At 63.6% G+C, this 17,095-nt stretch carries 22 protein-coding genes; 14 read left to right on the top strand and 8 right to left on the bottom strand.

The window, feature by feature from the left end:
- Position 1: 1 nt before the first annotated feature.
- Positions 2 to 601, bottom strand: coding sequence for a TetR/AcrR family transcriptional regulator (locus A8950_RS03040; RefSeq protein WP_166644968.1), 600 nt, complete (start codon positions 599 to 601; stop codon positions 2 to 4).
- A 584-nt stretch (positions 602 to 1,185) separates the two neighbouring features.
- Between A8950_RS03040 and A8950_RS03035 the strand changes: the two genes are divergently transcribed.
- Both A8950_RS03035 and A8950_RS03030 read left to right on the top strand, forming a co-directional pair.
- On the top strand, positions 1,186 to 2,043 hold the full coding sequence (locus A8950_RS03035; RefSeq protein WP_166644967.1) for an MlaA family lipoprotein: 858 nt from the start codon (positions 1,186 to 1,188) through the stop codon (positions 2,041 to 2,043).
- A gap of 44 nt (positions 2,044 to 2,087) precedes the next feature.
- Entirely contained in the window at positions 2,088 to 2,678 is a 591-nt protein-coding gene (locus tag A8950_RS03030; RefSeq protein ID WP_166644966.1) for an MlaC/ttg2D family ABC transporter substrate-binding protein, read from the top strand.
- A 74-nt stretch (positions 2,679 to 2,752) separates the two neighbouring features.
- Here the strand turns inward: A8950_RS03030 and A8950_RS03025 are convergent, their stop codons facing one another.
- Positions 2,753 to 3,115, bottom strand: a complete 363-nt coding sequence (locus A8950_RS03025) for a hypothetical protein (RefSeq protein WP_133612132.1) — start codon at positions 3,113 to 3,115, stop codon at positions 2,753 to 2,755.
- Positions 3,116 to 3,129: 14 nt separating this feature from the next.
- Positions 3,130 to 3,714, bottom strand: coding sequence for an isochorismatase family protein (locus A8950_RS03020; RefSeq protein WP_133612131.1), 585 nt, complete (start codon positions 3,712 to 3,714; stop codon positions 3,130 to 3,132).
- Between the two features lie 71 nt (positions 3,715 to 3,785).
- On the opposite strand from A8950_RS03020, the gene A8950_RS03015 reads away from it, so the two are divergent.
- Positions 3,786 to 4,862 carry an NAD(P)/FAD-dependent oxidoreductase gene (locus tag A8950_RS03015; RefSeq protein ID WP_133612130.1) on the top strand — a complete coding sequence of 359 codons (1,077 nt, stop codon included), beginning with the start codon at positions 3,786 to 3,788 and terminating at the stop codon, positions 4,860 to 4,862.
- A gap of 97 nt (positions 4,863 to 4,959) precedes the next feature.
- On the opposite strand, the gene A8950_RS03010 is transcribed toward A8950_RS03015, so the two are convergent.
- The 3 genes from A8950_RS03010 to A8950_RS03000 all read right to left on the bottom strand — a co-directional run bounded on the left by A8950_RS03010 (position 4,960) and on the right by A8950_RS03000 (position 7,293).
- Complete coding sequence (locus tag A8950_RS03010; protein ID WP_133612129.1) at positions 4,960 to 5,157, bottom strand: hypothetical protein; 198 nt, start codon at positions 5,155 to 5,157, stop codon at positions 4,960 to 4,962.
- Between the two features lie 112 nt (positions 5,158 to 5,269).
- Entirely contained in the window at positions 5,270 to 6,619 is a 1,350-nt protein-coding gene (locus A8950_RS03005) for a sensor histidine kinase (RefSeq protein ID WP_133612128.1), read from the bottom strand.
- Positions 6,620 to 6,624: 5 nt separating this feature from the next.
- A complete protein-coding gene (locus A8950_RS03000; protein ID WP_133612127.1) occupies positions 6,625 to 7,293 on the bottom strand; it encodes a response regulator in 669 nt (222 codons plus the stop codon).
- A 209-nt stretch (positions 7,294 to 7,502) separates the two neighbouring features.
- Between A8950_RS03000 and A8950_RS02995 the strand changes: the two genes are divergently transcribed.
- Together A8950_RS02995 and A8950_RS02990 are read left to right on the top strand one after the other, a co-directional pair.
- Positions 7,503 to 7,763, top strand: a complete 261-nt coding sequence (locus A8950_RS02995) for a PepSY domain-containing protein (protein WP_133612126.1) — start codon at positions 7,503 to 7,505, stop codon at positions 7,761 to 7,763.
- 28 nt (positions 7,764 to 7,791) lie between these two features.
- The gene (locus tag A8950_RS02990) at positions 7,792 to 8,325 is read left to right on the top strand and encodes a cytochrome b/b6 domain-containing protein (protein WP_133612125.1); all 534 of its coding nucleotides are present in this window, start codon (positions 7,792 to 7,794) and stop codon (positions 8,323 to 8,325) included.
- On the opposite strand, the gene A8950_RS02985 is transcribed toward A8950_RS02990, so the two are convergent.
- Positions 8,322 to 8,969 carry a DsbA family oxidoreductase gene (locus tag A8950_RS02985; RefSeq protein ID WP_133612124.1) on the bottom strand — a complete coding sequence of 216 codons (648 nt, stop codon included), beginning with the start codon at positions 8,967 to 8,969 and terminating at the stop codon, positions 8,322 to 8,324. The genes A8950_RS02990 and A8950_RS02985 overlap by 4 nt on opposite strands.
- A 71-nt stretch (positions 8,970 to 9,040) precedes the next feature.
- Positions 9,041 to 9,808: a TetR/AcrR family transcriptional regulator gene (locus tag A8950_RS02980; protein WP_133612123.1), complete on the bottom strand. Its 768-nt coding sequence runs from the start codon at positions 9,806 to 9,808 to the stop codon at positions 9,041 to 9,043.
- Between the two features lie 327 nt (positions 9,809 to 10,135).
- On the opposite strand from A8950_RS02980, the gene A8950_RS02975 reads away from it, so the two are divergent.
- From A8950_RS02975 to A8950_RS02935, 9 genes are all read left to right on the top strand, one after another.
- Positions 10,136 to 10,564 carry a VOC family protein gene (locus tag A8950_RS02975; protein WP_133612122.1) on the top strand — a complete coding sequence of 143 codons (429 nt, stop codon included), beginning with the start codon at positions 10,136 to 10,138 and terminating at the stop codon, positions 10,562 to 10,564.
- Positions 10,565 to 10,596: 32 nt separating this feature from the next.
- On the top strand, positions 10,597 to 10,953 hold the full coding sequence (locus A8950_RS02970) for a DUF1428 domain-containing protein (protein ID WP_133612121.1): 357 nt from the start codon (positions 10,597 to 10,599) through the stop codon (positions 10,951 to 10,953).
- A gap of 127 nt (positions 10,954 to 11,080) precedes the next feature.
- Complete coding sequence (locus A8950_RS02965) at positions 11,081 to 12,658, top strand: MFS transporter (protein ID WP_133612120.1); 1,578 nt, start codon at positions 11,081 to 11,083, stop codon at positions 12,656 to 12,658.
- Positions 12,655 to 13,128: an SRPBCC family protein gene (locus A8950_RS02960; RefSeq protein ID WP_133612119.1), complete on the top strand. Its 474-nt coding sequence runs from the start codon at positions 12,655 to 12,657 to the stop codon at positions 13,126 to 13,128. Before A8950_RS02965 ends, A8950_RS02960 begins: the two co-directional genes overlap by 4 nt.
- A gap of 13 nt (positions 13,129 to 13,141) precedes the next feature.
- Complete coding sequence (locus A8950_RS02955) at positions 13,142 to 13,639, top strand: VOC family protein (protein ID WP_133612118.1); 498 nt, start codon at positions 13,142 to 13,144, stop codon at positions 13,637 to 13,639.
- 106 nt (positions 13,640 to 13,745) lie between these two features.
- On the top strand, positions 13,746 to 14,288 hold the full coding sequence (locus A8950_RS02950; RefSeq protein WP_166644965.1) for a PAS domain-containing protein: 543 nt from the start codon (positions 13,746 to 13,748) through the stop codon (positions 14,286 to 14,288).
- A gap of 127 nt (positions 14,289 to 14,415) precedes the next feature.
- Positions 14,416 to 14,814: an MAPEG family protein gene (locus A8950_RS02945; protein ID WP_208109715.1), complete on the top strand. Its 399-nt coding sequence runs from the start codon at positions 14,416 to 14,418 to the stop codon at positions 14,812 to 14,814.
- 169 nt (positions 14,815 to 14,983) lie between these two features.
- Positions 14,984 to 15,619, top strand: coding sequence for a hypothetical protein (locus A8950_RS02940; RefSeq protein ID WP_133612116.1), 636 nt, complete (start codon positions 14,984 to 14,986; stop codon positions 15,617 to 15,619).
- Between the two features lie 282 nt (positions 15,620 to 15,901).
- Positions 15,902 to 17,062 carry a hypothetical protein gene (locus A8950_RS02935; RefSeq protein ID WP_133612115.1) on the top strand — a complete coding sequence of 387 codons (1,161 nt, stop codon included), beginning with the start codon at positions 15,902 to 15,904 and terminating at the stop codon, positions 17,060 to 17,062.
- Positions 17,063 to 17,095: the final 33 nt, after the last annotated feature.

Here is a 17,095-nt window from a genome sequence, read left to right as displayed (position 1 = left end):
GTCATGACGCCGCTTGGGCTTGCGCGAAAAGCAGGGCCTCGCCGGCGGCCAGGAACGCGTCAAGGTCGAAGGCAGCGTCATAGCCCGCCCGCGCCATCGCGCCATCCATCAGCGCGATGAGCAGGTGCGCCAGTACCGGCGAGTCGGCACCGGCGGCGATCTCGCCGGCTGCGCGCCCTGCCTCGATCAGCTCACGGAACGCAGCGGCCAGCACCGCGTCGTCGGCAGCGAGCATCTGGGCGATGCGCGGGTTGCGCGCCGCCTCCGCCAGGATCTCCAGCCACATGGCGCGCATGCGAGGCTCGATTGCAGCGCGGGTCATGGCCGTCATGAAGCGCCTGAGGGCGTCTCGGGCACCGCGCGCACCCTGCCTTGCCTCGGCAAGGCATCGGCCGATCTCGGCCCGCTGCGCCATGACGATTGCCAGGACCAGATCTTCCTTGGTGGCGAAGTAGCGATAGAGATTGGCGGGCGCGATGCCGGCCGCGGCGGCGATCTCGGCAATGCCGGCACCCCGGAAACCGCGGGCGGCCATCACCGCATTGGCCGCCTCGATCAGGTTCTGGCGCCGGACAGCTCGGTTAGCCTGATGGCGGGACATCGGACACCAACATTGAAGGCGAATGATCGCCTTCATTAAATCTGAAAGCAAAGTGAAAGCAAGAACGAAAACTCTCCGACCCCAAATGCGGACGGATCGGCGGGCCGGGTTCCGCCCGAACGGCGCGTCCGACTCGCGACCCAGGCTAGGACCTCAATCTCGAAACGGTGAGCGGCGACCGGCATTCCGATACAATTCTGCGGCATATTTGTCACATAGCCGCAAGACTCTCACAACCAGTGTGGGATTGTCGCCCGGACTCGTCTGGAAGTCTCAAAACCCCTGTGTTATCAAACGCCACGGCCTGATCACGTCGAGTCATGCTGGCCTTTTGGCTTACGCTTGGTTAATCATTCGACGTCACAATCGACCGTAGCGTTGTGGCTTTAGCGCCATGCCGCGCCGCGAGGCGAGGCGAAGAACGGCGGATCGGAAATGAGGCGTGCGGATGGGCACGACAGTCTGTGGTAAGATTTTATAGCATTTGCTGCTCGGGGGACGGTGCAGCGGTTCGAGACGAAGAGTGGGTTCAACTGTTCGAGACCGGGCTACCGGAAAGGGTTAGGGGTTCTATGTCTAGGTTGATGACGATTGCCAAGTCGACGCTGAAGGCGAGTGCCATCGCGACGGTTCTGCTGGCCGCGGGTTGTGCGACGCCGCCGGATCCCAGCGACGACGTCGCCGTGCAGGCCTTCAACGAGGCCAACGACCCGCTGGAGCCGATGAACCGCTACTTCTTCGAGGTCAATCACGGGCTCGACGAACTTCTGTTCAAGCCTTTCGCCGGTTACTACAACATCGCCCTGCCGGATCCGGCCAAGGACAGCGTGCGCAGCTTCGTGCGCAACCTGCGGACGCCGGTGATCCTGTTCAACGACCTGTTCCAGGGCGAGGGCGGTCGCGCCGGCGACACCGCGGCGCGTTTTGCCATCAACACCACGCTCGGCATCGGCGGCCTGTTCGATGTTGCCGATTGGTGGTTCGGCATGCCCTATCACGATGAGGATTTCGGCCAGACGCTGGCAGTCTGGGGTGCCGACGAGGGCATCTACCTGCATCTGCCGCTGCTTGGCCCCAGCAACCCGCGCGACGCCTCCGGCAAGCTGGTCGATTACGTGCTCGATCCCCTCACCTGGGTCGGCTACGTCTACAACGTCTCTTGGATCAACACGACGCGCTTCGCGGTCGAGGGTATCGACACGCGCGCTCGCAACCTCGAGACCATCGCCGAACTGCAGAAGGGCTCGGTCGACTTCTACGCGACGATCCGTAGCCTCTACCGCCAGCACCGCAACGACGCCATCAAGAATGGCGAGGATCCCGAGGCCGTGCTGAGCCAGCTAACCAATGACGACATGATCCCGGCCGATGGCGACGAAATGCCGATCATCGTGGCACAGCCGGTGCCTGAAAAGGCCGATCAGCTGTCGGAAGCCAACTGACCGGGAGGCCATTCGCTCCTATGCTCAATCGCAGATCGTTTGGAATGGCGGCGGCTTCGGCCGTCGCCATTTCAGTTTTCGCCCCGTTCGCCCTGGTCCGGCCTGCCGCCGCCGATGCCGCCGCGCTCGAGATCTTCATCAAGGGCCTTTCCACCCGCGCCATCACCGATTTGTCGGCGGCCACAACCGACAAGGAACGCGCCGCCAGGCTGCTGCCGATCCTGCAGGAGTTCTTCGACATGCCGGCACTTGCCCGGCACACGCTGGGCGCCTATTGGCGCCGTGCCACGCCGGAAGAGCAGGCGGAATATGTCGAGGTCTTTACTCAGTATATGAGTGCCGTCTACGGCAAGCGCTTCTCGGAATATTCCGGCCAGACGCTGGCGGTCCAGCGTGTCCGCGAGGATGGCGAGCGCGCCACCATCTTCACCATCGTCGAAGGTGCCGAGGGCAAGCCCCGGGTCGATTGGGACGTTGCCGTGTTGGACGGCAAGCAGATGATAACGGATGTCCGCGTCGAGGGACTCAGCCTTGCCGAAACCCACCGCCAGGAATTCACCTCGGTGATCTCCTCCAAGGGCGGCAAGGTGCAGGCGCTGATCGACATCCTGAAGAAGAAGGTCGCGTCGTTGTAAGGCTGGCGTATATACCGGTTCGCAAACAGGGCGCGGCGAACCATCGTCGCGCCCTGTTTGTCTTGTCCCAGCATTCACATACCGCCCAACATCTTCGGATCCACCACCAGCTTGATTGCCGTCAGAGTCACCCCCGACGGCATCTCGAGCTGCTGCTTGATCATGAATGCACGTCGAAGTGACTGAAATAGTGTTTCGCAATGCGGGGCGTCAAAGTCGCCTGCATGTTGCACTCCTGTTACGTCACCGTCTGTCCCGAGCAGTACCCGAACTTCGAACGGCCGCGGACAAAGGTGTGCGGCGCCGGGATCAAAGTACCAATGCGGCAAGATCTGATCGACGAGCGCATCGAGTTTCTCACTCGTGATCACGTCCTGCGCCAAGGAGGCCGTTGCCAAAACCACACAGCCGGTGAGAGCGCCGATGAATCCTCTCATGGATCAAATTCTCATTACAATGTCAGCCCCGCCGGCAGCGGCCGGTTGATCTGCGGCCGGACGCGGCCGTCGGTCGCCAGGTCCCGCACCCATTCGTAATAAAGACCCTTGGTGTTGGTGATGGTGACCCCCGCCTGTGCCATGCGCTGCAGGCCGGCCTCGTGATGCGGCGGTGGGGTGGCGGTCGCGTCGGAGATGACTGCGACACGATTGCCAGCCTCCATCAGGCCGATCGCGGAATGCGCGATGCAGACATCGGTCTCCATGCCGACCAACACGCATTGCAACCGCCCCGTCGCGGCGATCGCCGCCGCGATATCTGCCTGGCCCATCAGGCCGAAGACCATTTTGTCATAGATTTCCGTGCCTGCCGGCAATTCGCCGGCAAGTTCCGGCACCATCGGCCCATCCCGCGCGATGTCCTCGGCGGTCGCGATGACCGGGATGTCGAGCAGCCGCGCCACGCGGATGATCCAGGCGATTCGTTCGACCAGCGGCCCGCGCTCATGCAGCGGCAGCTTGGCCAGGAAATATTGCTGCACGTCGATGACGACAAGGCAACTCTGGTCGCGCTCCAGCAGGCCATGCGGCAAGGACATGATCGCTCCTGTTCGTATCTCTTGCCAGCAGCCTAGCGCGCGGCTGCGGAATGTGCGAGCGTTTGGCCATCATGCCTGACCAACCGCATTGCCTCGTCATCGGCGCCGGAATCATCGGCGCCAGCATCGCCTGGCACCTCGTCCGTGATGGTGCCCATGTCACGATCCTGGATGCCGGTCCCGGCGGCGGGCTTGCCACGCGCCATTCCTGGGCGTGGATCAATGCCAGTTGGGGCAATCCGGAAGCCTATTTCCGCCTGCGCCGGCAATCGATGCAGGAATGGCGGCGTCTGGCGCAGGAGGTCCCCGAGATCTCCGTGAACTGGTCCGGCGGTCTGCTCTGGGACCTGCCGCCGGAAAGGCTCGAGTCCTATGCCAGCGAACATGCTTCCTGGGGCTATGGCATCCGTCTGGTCGATCGCGTTGAGGCCCGGAGGATCGAGCCGCAACTGGCCGATCCACCGGCCCGCGCCATCCATGTCGCCGAGGAAGGTGCCGTCGAACCCCTGGCTGCGGCCGAGGCGCTGCTGCACGCCGCCATCGCCCGAGGCGCCAAATTCCTGCCGCATCGCGAGGTAACCGCCCTCGACCTGGTCGGCGCGCGCATCACCGGCGTATCGTGCGGCGATGACCGCGTCGCCGCCGATCTCATCGTACTGGCGGCCGGGGCGGCCACGGATCGCCTCGCCATGAGCGCCGGGATCGCGCTGCCCATGTCGGCGCCGCCCGGCCTCCTCGTCGTGACCAAGCCGGCGCCGCCGCTCCTCAACGGCCTCGTCATGGCGCCGGAACTGCATATACGTCAGCGCGTCGATGGCTGTCTCATCGCCGGTTCGGATTTCGGCGGCGCCGATCCGGGGACGCAGCCGCAGGCGGTGGCAGAGAGGATCCTGTCGGCGATGCGCACCCTGCTGCAAGATGGCGATAGCCTCGCCTTCGACCATTACACCGTCGGCTATCGGCCGCTGCCGGGGGACGAATTTCCGGCCATCGGATTCTCCCAGGCACATGACAATCTCTACCTCGCAGTCACCCATTCCGGCATCACCCTGGCGCCGGCGATTGGCGCCATGGCAGCTTCCGAAATACTGCGCGGGGACCGCCACCCCCTTCTCACTCCTTACGGCCCGGCGCGGTTCGGCGCCTGACAGCACATTGAAAAAAGAGAAACGGGCCCCGAAGGGCCCGAGTCTTCACCGCCACCCGATCCACTGTTTGGCGGCCGCGGAGTGACAAGCAGCGCCGTCAGAGATGGTCCCCTGCACCCGGGCCACGACCTTCATTCTCATGGATGCGCTTGAGCCAGGCCGGCACCGCACCGGCTGATGCCATCTGCCAGAGCCAGCCGAGCAGCAGGGACCCGGCGATTGCCGCAGCACCCACACTGAATATGGCGATATGTTGCATTTTAGATAAACCCTCTTTGGTTGAAGAACGGATCATTGTGTGTTTTTCAGAATTAATGTCACGTTAAAATGAAAATCATTCCGAACAATTCCTGGCCGATTGGCCAGAACTTCTCACACCAATGTCTACGTTTGGGGTCCGCGATGGATCAGCCTTGGCCGGCCGGCAGTCGAATGATCGCTTCGAAACCATCGCCGCGGCCCTCCGCCGGAGACCGCATGAAGAGGTCGCCACCCGCCTGCCGGAGAATCATGGCCGAAATGGCGAGACCCAGCCCGAAACCCGCCCCTGCCTGACGGCCGCGGGCGAATCGATCGGTAAGTCGCTGCAATTCGGCCGGTGGCACGACCGGCCCCGCATTCACCACATGCAGATCGCCCGCCACGTCGACGAATAGCTCGATCCGTCCCCCGGGCGCGCCGTGGTTGATGGCATTCTCGATCAGGTTGCGCAGCAGGATGGCAAAGGCATCGATGTCGATCGGCGCTGCAAGGCGCGTGGGCGGGTCGCGCCAGACAATGCGATTTGCCTTGTCCGGCTGGCGTTCGAACTCGTCGCGCACCAGGTCGATGACCGGCAACAGATCGACAGTCTCGTCGCTGGCCGCGCTACCGCTTTCCGCTCGTGCCAATTGCAGCAACTTCTCGGCTAGTGCGGCCAGACGGCGCAAGGCCTGGATTACCTGATCGACGCGCACGCGCTGCGGGGAATCGCCCAGTTCCGCCGCCAGCCGTTGGCTTTGCGCGATCGCGGCGGCAACGGGCGTGCGCAGTTCATGGGCGCTGTTGGCGACAAAATCCCGCTCGGCCTTCAGGGTTCGGTCGAGACGCCGCAGCAGGCGGTTGATATCCTTGACGATCGGCATAAGTTCGACGGGCATGTTCTCGACCGGAACGACTGACAAGTCGTGGCCGCCGCGGCTCGCAATTTCGCTGCGCAGCCGGTGGATCGGTCGCATGCTTTGTCGAATGATGAGATAGCTGGCGATGGCCGCCAGCGGCAGCAGAAACCCCAGCGGCAGCACGAGCCCGAGGGCGGATTCGACGATCGCTTCGACCCGATGGCCCGGCTGCTCCAGCACCTGAATGTAGAGCGACCGATCGGAACTTGCCTCGGTATAGCTGTAGCGACCGTCGCTGTGAAAGAAACCCTCGACCAGCGGAATGTCATAGGGCTCGTCTGGCGCATCATGCGAGCGCAACAGGACCTGCCCGTTTCGGTCGCGCAGGTGATAGATCAGGTATTCCTCGTGGTCCTCGTGATCCCTGCCGATGGCAAGGCTTCGGGCCTCGGTCTCGCGCCCTTCCAACCCGTTCTCCGCCAGCGCCAGCAGGCGCTGCGCCGTTTCCTGCAGGGCGCTGTCGAAGACCTCGTTGATCTCGTCGGCGATGATGGCGGTCGAAATGCCGACCGCCATCAGCCAGAGCACCAGCACAGCAGCGCCCAGTGTCAGCATCAGTCGCCGGGCGATGCTGACCTTCCGGGTAGATTGCGCCACCGGTTTCAAGGGCGCTGTCCAAGGGCAAGTCGGTAACCCAGGCCGCGCTGCGTATGGATGACGTCCTTTCCCAGCTTCTTGCGCAGACGACTGACATAGACCTCGACGGCATTGCTCTCGATCTCCGAACCGAAGGCGTAGAGCCCCTCTTCCAGGCGTTCGCGGCTGACTATGGCGCCGGGCCGGCGCAGCAATTCGTCGAGGATAGCCCACTCGCGGCGCGTCAACTCGATCCGCTCGCCCCGGCGCGATACCTGCCGGATGGTCTGGGCGATCTCCAGTTCCCCAACCGGGAGGACCGGACTTACGTTGTCGTTCGCGCGCCGGGCGACAGCACCGATCCGCGCGGTCAATTCGTCCAGGTCGAACGGCTTCACCAGATAGTCATCGGCGCCGGCATTGAGCCCGTCGATCCGGTCGCTGATCCGATCCCTGGCGGTCAGGATGATCACCGGCCGGCGGTCGTTGCGCCGCCGCAGGTTGCGCAGCAGGTCGAGGCCCGAACCGTCCGGCAGTGCGAGGTCCAGCAGCACCAGGCCGTAATCGACCGAGCGGAGAGAGAGCTCGGCGTCGGCCAGGTTCTGCATCCAGTCGACGGCATGACCGGCCGCGGCGATGTGGTCGCGCACGGCAGCACCCAGAATGGCCTCGTCTTCGACCAGCAGGACTCGCATGAGAATGAATCGCACTCCTCGGGACGTATCCTTACGCAACCAACTTACATCAGGCTGAAGATCGGCCAGCTGGTTTGTCATCTTCGCCGTCAGCTTCGCCGGCGCCTCTGCGACACCTTGGCGCGCGGGCCGCCGGCATTCGTCAGTCTGGTTTCATCTTTGCCGGGCAGTGTGCCCGCACCGAAACCCAAGCCATAGAGGCATGCATCATGAAACAGCTGGTTCTTTCCCTCGCTCTGCTCTCCGTCATCGGCGCCGGTGCCGCGCGCGCCGAGGATCTGTGCAAGGTGCCGGAAGCGGAATGGCAGCCCAAGGAAGCCCTTGAGCAAATGCTCAAGAACGAGGGCTGGACCGTCAAGAAGATCAAGATCGATGACGGCTGCTACGAAGTCTACGGCACGGATGCCAAGGGCAGTCGCATGGAGACGTATTTCAATCCGAAGACCTTCGAGGTGCTGAAGCAGGATTGATTGGGGCGATTCGAGCAGGGAGGCGGCGATGGTCCGAATCTGGGATATGGCGGTCAGAATCTTCCACTGGTCGCTGGTGGCGAGCTTCGGCGTCGCCTGGGCAAGCGCTGACGACTGGCGCTTGCTGCACGAATGGACGGGATATGCGGCCGCTGGCCTGATCCTGTTCCGGCTGGTCTGGGGCGTGCTCGGCACGCGCTTTGCCCGCTTCAGCCAGTTCGTCCGTTCCCCCGGACATGTCGCCGCCTATCTGCGCGATATCGCGACCGGCCGCGAGGCGCGTTATCTCGGCCACAACCCGGCCGGCGGCGCCATGATCATTGCCCTGCTCGTGGTCATGTCCGCGCTCTGCTTCAGCGGCTGGCTCTATACCACTGATGCCTATTGGGGCGAGGAATGGGTCGAGGAACTCCACGAATTCCTCGCCAATGCGATGCTGGCCCTGGTAGCGCTTCACATTCTCGGTGTCGTTCTGGCCAGCTTGCGCCATGGCGAGAACTTGGTCCGCGCCATGGTCACCGGGCGCAAGCGCAATCCCGCCATGGGCGACGTGCTCGACTAGGCCGCCGCCGCAATCTGGCGCAGCGCTTTCTCGAACAGTTCCACCGGCTGCCCGCCGGAAATGAGATAGCGCCCGTTGATGATGATCGCCGGCACGGCATGAATCCCCTGGTCGCGATAGAAGCGCTGCGCCGCGCGGACCTCCTCGGCAAAGCGCCCCTCGGCCAGCACCTTGCGCGCCATCTCGGCATCGAGCCCGGACTTCGCCGCCGCCACCAGCAGCACATCATGGTCGGACATGTTGCGGTTGTCGGTGAAATAGGCCGAGAACAGCGCGTGCTTCAGCGCATGCTGCCTGCCCTCCAGCGCCGCCCAGTGCAGCAGGCGGTGCGCGTCGAAGGTATTGTAGATTCGGCTGTTCTCGGTCATCCGCATGTCGAAGCCGAGATCGGCGGCACGCAGCTTGATCATCTGCCGCGTCTCGGCCGATTGCTGGGGGGAGGCGCCGTATTTGTGGCCGATATGCTCGACGATATTCTCCCCCTCCGGCCCCATCTGCGGGTTGAGCTCGAAGGGATGAAAGCGAATCTCGGCGGTAATCTCCGGCTGGAGATTGGCGAGCGCCATCTCCAGCCCGCGAAGGCCGATGATGCACCACGGACAGGAGACGTCCGAAACAAAATCGATCCTGAGTTCGGTCGGCATCGGGCCGCCTCCAATCTGCCGGTCAGGGTCCGATCTTAGGCCCTTTGCCAAGGGGACGTCACCCGGCCTGGCTACAGCCCCTTTTCCACCATGGCAATGAGGCGCTGGCTCACGGCCTCGATCTGTATCTCGGGCATGCCGCGCAAGGGGCCGTCGATCACCAGCATGGCAAGGCCATGGACGCTGGACCAGGCGAGGAACTCCGCCCCCGGCCGCCGCGCCGGCGGCAAAACGCCCGCCTCCACCATCGCATCAAGTGCTGCACCCAGCAGCTGGAAGGGGTTGAGGCCGCTTCTGCCGGCATTCGCCGGGTCCGCCGGCTCGCGCGCATCGCCGGCGATGCGCACCCCCTCGAGCGGGGCGAAGGCCATGCGAAACAGGCCCGTCTCGGCAAAGGCGAATCTGAGATAGCCGGTGCCCACCGCGCGCAGCCTGGCGCGCGCCTGCCCGCCGGGATCGGCAATGGCCGCGGTCTTGTCGATCTCCGCTTCCATCGCCTCGGCCAGGGCCGAGAGGGCGGCCGAGCGCACCGATTGCAGCAGGTCCTGGCGGCCGGCGAAATGGCGATAGGCGGCATTCGGCACGACGCCGGCGCGGCGCGTCGCTTCGCGCAGCACCACTGCCTCCGGCCCGCCCTGGCGCGCCAGGTCAATGCCAGCCTCGATCAGCGCGCGACGCAGATCGCCATGCCGATAGGTGCTGCGTGTCGGCGCTGCGCCTGTCCGGTCGCGCCTGCTTTCATCCGGCTTGCGATCATCCGGCTTGCGATCTGGCCCCTGCGCCGATCCTGGCGTGCCCGCGCCGGATGCGGCGGCCTGCTGCCGCGGCTTTTCACTCATCCGCCATTCCGTTTCCCGGGCACCGGCACCGCCCCATTTACGGCTGCCAGTTTGGCCCGCCCGCAGCCCAAGCCCGATCTGACAAAAATGTAACAGAACGGATGTGGACAGCGTCCATTTTGTTTGTTATAGGCTTGTGGACGCTGTCCACAAAAGCCCTATTTTGTCGCAGGGCTTTTGGACCGGACGGTCAGGTATCAGGCGAAATCAGGTATCAGGCGAAATCGGCGGCAAGGCAGGTCTGCCAACATGTTCCTTCTGTCGCTTTTCACATCTCCGCCGCAGGCCGCGGCAACGCACCACCAACCGCAAATGGGAGATATGGTCATGCAGGTGAAATCCTATCTGTCTTTCGAAGGCCGCTGCGAGGAGGCGCTCGATTTCTACAAGAAGGCGGTCGGGGCCGAGGTGACGACGGTCATGCGCTTCCGGGAGAACCCGGACTTCCAGAACGGAGCGCCGCCGGAAGGCTGCCTCGGTCCTGGTGCAGCGGAAAAGATCATGCATTCCGAATTCCGCATCGGCGAGACAGTCTTGATGGCGACAGACGGCATGAACAGCGGCAAGCCCAGCTTCGCCGGCACGTCGCAGGCGCTGCTGGTCGACAGTGCCGCCGACGCCGACCGCTTCTTCACCGCGCTGTCGGAAGGCGGCCAGGTGATGATGCCGCTGGCCAAGACCTTCTTCTCGGAGAAGTTCGGCATGACGACCGATCGCTTCGGCGTGCCCTGGATGATCGTCGTCGACCATCCGTGAGTGTCGCCCATCGGCCGGGACTAGGAGGCAATATGGCTTACATTGACGGATTTGTGGTCGTCTGCCCGAAGAAGAAGATCGACGCCTATCGCCGCATCTCGCGCAAGGTCGGCAAGGTGTGGAAGGAATACGGCGCACTCGACTACCGCGAATGTGTCGCCGACGACATCGCGGTCAAGTTCGGGACCCCCTTCGGGAAGCTGGCCAGGCTAAAACCGGGCGAGACCGTGATCTTCTCCTGGATCGGCTACAAATCGAAGCGGCATCGCGACGCGGTCAACAGGAAGGTGATGGCGGATCCCCGCCTCGCCAGCATGGGCCCCGAACTGATGCCCTTCGACATGAAGCGCATGTCCTATGGCGGCTTCCAGGTGATCGTCGACCTCTAGCCGCTCCGTCGCCCGCAAACGACGTGCATCTGCCGCCCCGGCGGGGCATCCATTGCCACGACGGCAATTGGCGCCCCGCCGGCGGTACGCCCACCAATCGCCACCCTTCTGCCGCCAGGAGCGGAGCATGACCGCGACCGACACCCCTTCCCTCAACCCCGCACCCAAGGCAACGCAGCGCGAATGGATCGGCCTCGCCGTGCTGGCACTACCCTGCCTCCTTTATGCGATGGACCTGACCGTGCTCAACCTGGCGGTCCCGCATCTCAGCGCCGATCTCGGTCCCACCAGCACCGAGCTGCTCTGGATCATCGACATCTACGGCTTCGTGGTGGCGGGCGCCCTCATCCCGATGGGCGTCTATGGCGACCGCATCGGCCGGCGCAAGCTGCTCCTCATCGGCGCCGCCTTCTTCGGGGTGGCCTCGATCTTCGCCGCCTTCGCCGGCAGCGTCGCGCAGCTGATCGCGGCCCGCGCGGTGCTGGGCCTAGCCGCGGCGACCCTTGCGCCTTCCACCCTCTCGCTCATCCGCAACATGTTCCTCGACGAGCGCGAGCGCACCGTCGCCATCGGCATCTGGATTTCCAGCTTCTCGGCCGGCGGCGCCATCGGCCCGGTCCTCGGCGGCGTGCTGCTGGAGTATTTCTGGTGGGGCTCGGTCTTCCTGCTCAACGTGCCCATCATGCTGCTGCTTCTGGCGGTGGGGCCGTTCCTGCTCTCGGAATATCGCGATCCGGATGCCGGCCGGCCGGACCTGGTCAGCGCCGGTCTCTCGCTGGCAACGACACTTGCCGTCATCTACGGCATCAAGCGCATCGCCGAGAGCGGACCCGATGCTGTTGCCCTGGCGACGATCGCCGCCGGCATCGCCATCGGCTATGTCTTCGTGCAGCGGCAGAAGCGCCTCGCCCAGCCCTTCATCGACCTCGCCCTCTTCCGGCGGCCGAGTTTCACGGCAGCACTCGGCATCAACATCGTTGCCGTCTTCGCCGCCTTTGGCTCGTTCCTCTTCGTGGCGCAGTATCTGCAGCTGGTGATCGGCCTGTCTCCGCTCGAGGCCGGCCTTTGGTCGGCGCCGTCCGGCATTACCTTCATCATCGGCTCGAACCTGACGCCGGTACTGGTGCGCCACGTCTCGCGCGTCAGCGTGGTAACCGGCGGCCTCGCCCTGACGGCAGCCAGTTTCGTCGTCATGGCCCAGGTGACGGGCGGACGGGGCGACCTCGCTCTGGTGGTGACCGCCTATGTCCTGATGTCGCTCGGCATGGCGTCGGTCTTCACCCTGACCACCGATTTCATCATCGGCGCGGCGCCGCCGGAGCGGGCCGGTCTTGCCGCCGGCATGGCCGAGACCAGTTCGGAATTCGGTGGTGCGCTGGGCATCGCCATCCTGGGCTCGGTCGTGACGGCGATCTACCGGCCGACGGTCGGTGCCGACCTGCCGCCGAACCTGCCGGCGGATGCCGCGGCGGCGGCGCGCGACACGTTGGGCGGCGCCCTCGCTGCGGCGGCACAGCTGACGGACGGCCTTGGCGAGGCGCTGGTTGCAACCGCCCGCGCCGCCTATGTCGATTCCTTCCAGGTGATCTCGATCATCTCCGCCGCCGCCCTGGCACTGGCCGCCGCGATCGCCTTCCAGGCCCTGCGGAACCTGTCCAACCCGGCCCCCACCCCCGATCTCGATTTGCCAGGAGAAGCGCCATGAACCAGACCCACACCGACGGCCCGCGCCAGCTGGTGCTGGAGCGCGTCGTCAACGCGCCGCGCGCGAAGATCTGGCGCTGCTGGACCGAGCCCGACCTCCTCATGCAATGGTTCTGCCCGCTGCCCTGGAGGGTGACCGAGGCGAAGATGGACGTGCGCCCGGGCGGTGCCAGCTTCATGGTGATGGAAGGACCGGAGGGCCAGCGCTTTCCCAATGCCGGCCAGTATCTCGAGGTGGTGAAGAACGAAAGGCTGGTCTTTACCGACGCCTATATCGGCGATTGGGAGCCCGCGGAAAAGCCGTTCTTCACCGGCATCATCACCCTCGCCGATGCGGGCGGCGGCACGCACTACCTCGCCCGGGCGCTCCACTGGACCGAGGCCGATTGCAACACCCATCGCGAGATGGGCTTCCACGAAGGCTGGGGCAAGGCCACCGACCAGCTCGAAGCATTGTGCCGGAAGATCTGAAAGGATCGAAACCATGCAACTCGCCGCCGGCAGCAGGCAGAAGATCGCGACCCATCTCTGGTTCGACCGCAACGCCGAGGAAGCGATTGATTTCTACTGCGCGCTCCTTCCCGATTCCCGGGTCAAGGGAAAGCTCCTTTACGGCAAGGACCAGATGGGCCCGGAAGGCAGCGTCATGTCGATTGTGTTCGATCTGTGCGGGCAGGAATTCATGGCCGTCAATGGCGGCCCGCATTACCGCATGTCGCCGGCCATTTCCCTGTTCCTGAAATGCGCCGACCAGGGGGAGATCGACCACTATTGGGAGAAGCTGCTGGCGGGCGGCGGCCAGGCACTTGCCTGTGGCTGGCTGACGGACCGCTTCGGCGTCACCTGGCAGGTCGTGCCGGAAGCGCTCTATGGCATGCTGGCCGATCGCGATAATTCGCGGTCGGCCCGTGTCATGGCGGCATTGCTCGGCATGACCAAGCTTGACCTTGCGGCGCTTGAGCGCGCCTTCGCTTCCGACTGACATCCCTTGAATTGCCCGGATAGGGTATCCGCAGAGCTCCTTGCAGACCGCGCCACCCCGCGTCATGATCCGCCGCAGCGCGGCTGCAGGGTGCAAGGGACCGTGGATGAACGCCGATACGACAGCGGAATCAGGCACCGGCGGTCAACCTGGCGACTATCCGCGCACCACCGACATGGCGGAGATGGCGCGGCGCTGCTATCCGGATACGCTGGCCTTCTATCAATACTGGCTGGCCAAGGCGGGGACGCGGTCGATGCCGTCGCGGGCCGATCTTGACCCGGCCGAGATGAAGCGCTGGCTTCCCGGCATCCAGCTGGTCGACGTTTTCCCGGCGGAGGCAGGCAGGAAACGGCGCCTGGTCTATCGCCTCGTGGGCGAGGCCGAGGTGTCGTTGCGCGGCTACAACCCGAAGGGGCGCGAGGTCGCCGAGGCGGCCCTCGGCAAAGATACATCTGACCCGCTCGGCAATTACGCCATCGTCATCGACCAGCAGCTGCCGGTCTACGACTGGTCGCGGATTTCGCACCCCAACGGCTTCCTGATCGGCCAGGAATGCATCCTGTTGCCGCTCTCCGATGACGGCAAACACGTCAACATGGTGGTGACCTATGGCAAGGTGGTGCGGCGCCACGACGCGTCCCGCTGACGGGGTCGGTGAGCGACGGCGGCAGCGGCCGATCCACGGCTCCTGCCGCCGCGTAACGGAAGCCGGGCTGCAACCGGCCACCGGGCCGGCGGCAGGTCCGCGACTTCCCGGAGCGTGAGGAATCCCGATGCTTAGCACCATCACGGTAACACCCCTCTATGCCGGCCTGCTGGCTCTCCTTTTCCTCGCCTTGAGCATGCGCGCCATCGCGGCGCGGCGGCGGGCCCGCCTGGCGCTGGGCACCGGCGACAACCCGGCGCTCCTGCGCGCCACCCGCGTCCACGGCAATTTCGCCGAATATGTGCCGCTGGCCCTGCTGCTGTTCCTGCTGCTGGAATTGCAGGGGGTGCCAGCACTTCTCCTCCATGCCCTGGGTGCGGCGCTGTTCCTCGCCCGAATTCTTCACGCCATCGGCGTCGCCCGCGCGAACGAGGATTTCCGCTACCGCGTCGCCGGCATGGTCCTTACCGTTATCATGATCGGCGCCGCGGCCCTCGCCAATCTGGCGCTGGCCGCGCTGCGGTGAGTGCCGGAGCGGAAACGGCCTCCGGCGCCATGGAAAGGTGGCTTCTGTCACCCGATGCCTGATGCAAATGAATGATGCGGGAAATTCCCGGCGGCGCGTGATCCGCCTGCCTGCATTGCCACTGAGCGCGATCCGGCTCATGGCGCTTCTGCTGCCGGCCGTCCTTCTCATGACAGCAATCTTGGCCGCCTGCACTTCGGTGCCGCTGCCCGCCACGATAGACCTCCGCACCATCCGGCTGGCGCCGATCGCCGAGCCGCTCCGTTACGACCTCAACGTCTTCGCCGCACCCGGCATGGGCATGCGCATCGGCGCCTATGACGCCGTGCTCGCCCGCGACATCGCAAGGCCGCCGGTGCCGGGCGACAAGGATGCGGCCTTTACCGCCGCCTTGGCCGACCAGGCCGGCCTCCGCCTCGGCGCCGAACTCGCAGCGGCCCTCGGCGAAACCCTCGCCGCCGCCGGCATCCCCCTCGCCGCGGGTAGCGAAGCGGCCGATGCGACGCTGGCAATCGAGTTCCTCTATGCCGGCTATGTCGAGCAGCCCTTCCGCCCCTTCACGCCGCTGGTTATGGTCGAAATCCGCCTGACGGCCCAGGATCAGGGCCTCCTATTCCGCCAGCGCTACACCTACGGCACAATGCCCTATCTCCACGACGATTTGCATTTCGTGCCGGAGGATCGTTACACCTTCAAGGATGAAGCGGCACTTCTCGGAAATGCGACACTGGCCGCAAGGGGCTTGCGCGCGGCATTCCCACTGATCGCCGCCGATTTCAGGACGAAGTTCCGCCCGTCCCGTTAACCGGCGCAAAGGCGTTCCTTACCCGCAACACCAAGTAGCTTGCCTGGGATTCCCTACATTAACCGGCCGGTTATATATCGCTGGCGCGAAATAATATTATCAAACACTATTATTGCATGCAATCGCGTGAGTAGAATAACGTACTCATCTATCATCTTATGGGGGATAAAGATGAGGAGAGTTCTAGCTACAGCCATTTTGGCGATTTATCTGGCAACATGCGCATGCTCTTTCTTCACAGAAACGCCGCGACCGACCTTATCGGGAGCGGAGCCTGCGCAAGTGGTAAATGCCTACGCAGGGAGTTTCCAAGCAGAGCGCGCCGTCAATCTAGAGAAACTCGGACAGTTGGCTGAAAGCTGCGATGCACGCACGCTCTCTCCGCAAATGATTACCACCGGCCTCGCCCCAGGATTCGCGGTTGAACCACCAGTTGAATGCGCAGAAATTAATAAACGCCTCTATCAACAAGCCATTCTTGTCAGTTCTCTCGCCTGCGATGACTTTCTCGACTACATGTACGAGAAGCAACGAAATCTGCGTGACGTTGATCAGTGGGGTAACTTGGCTATCGGGACAGCTGCCGCTCTATCCGGCTTTCTCAAATGGGGTAGCGTCGTAGGTGCTGCGATCGGACTTGGCAGCACCTTCTTCAATCAAGCGATAGAACTTTCTGCCGACTCGCTTCTTTTCGGCATTCCGGCCGCGACCATTGGTTCGCTGGTCAGGGCACAACAGAATAATGCGCGGACAACGTTCGAGACTAAGAACACATGGGACTACGTCAGTGTCCAGATTGCAGCCAAGGATTACTTTCGTATATGTCTGCCTGTTAATATCGAGACTTTTTTAACCGAATCCGTTATCGCCACACGTAATTCGTTCTTGAACAAGAAACTGACAGATCAGGCGGCAGCAGACATCAGACGTAATGCTCTTGACCACGCAGCTCGACAATTTGGTCGAGTATTGCATCAAGGCACTACTCTTGCGAGCCAGGTTGAAATCATGAGTGTCTACGCGCTAATCCGGCCCACAACGGAGTTCAATGCACATATCAATAACGCACAAAAAGCGATCGGAGACCGCTGGAATGGCTCCACCTTTGCCTGGGAGGAAAACCTTTTCAATAAAGAGAAAGCTTACTTGGCAAAGCGCGGACTAAAAGATCCTGAATTGTCTACTGCAACCGAATCCGCGATGAGGCGCAAGCTCACCGACTATGCCGTGACCCTCGAAGCAGCCTTTGGGAGAGCCGATTTGATCGAAGCAGCCTTAGCTGTTCTCACGAAACTGGCACCGGACGCGGCTGGGAAAGTCAAAGTCATGAATGACGATGGCACAGCAATTGAAATACCTCAGGAACTGCTGTCGCGGCCTAGTGTCATGCCAGGCAGCGAATTCAATCCAAACACGCTCTACAATCCCGGGGGCGTACAATAACCTCCGTTGAATTTGCAGAATCAAAAAGCCCGC

This window comes from Dongia mobilis, from assembly GCF_004363235.1.
GTDB classification, from domain to species: domain Bacteria; phylum Pseudomonadota; class Alphaproteobacteria; order Dongiales; family Dongiaceae; genus Dongia; species Dongia mobilis.
Note: the sequence above shows the minus strand (reverse complement) of the source record. Positions and strands in the feature narration are given on the sequence as shown.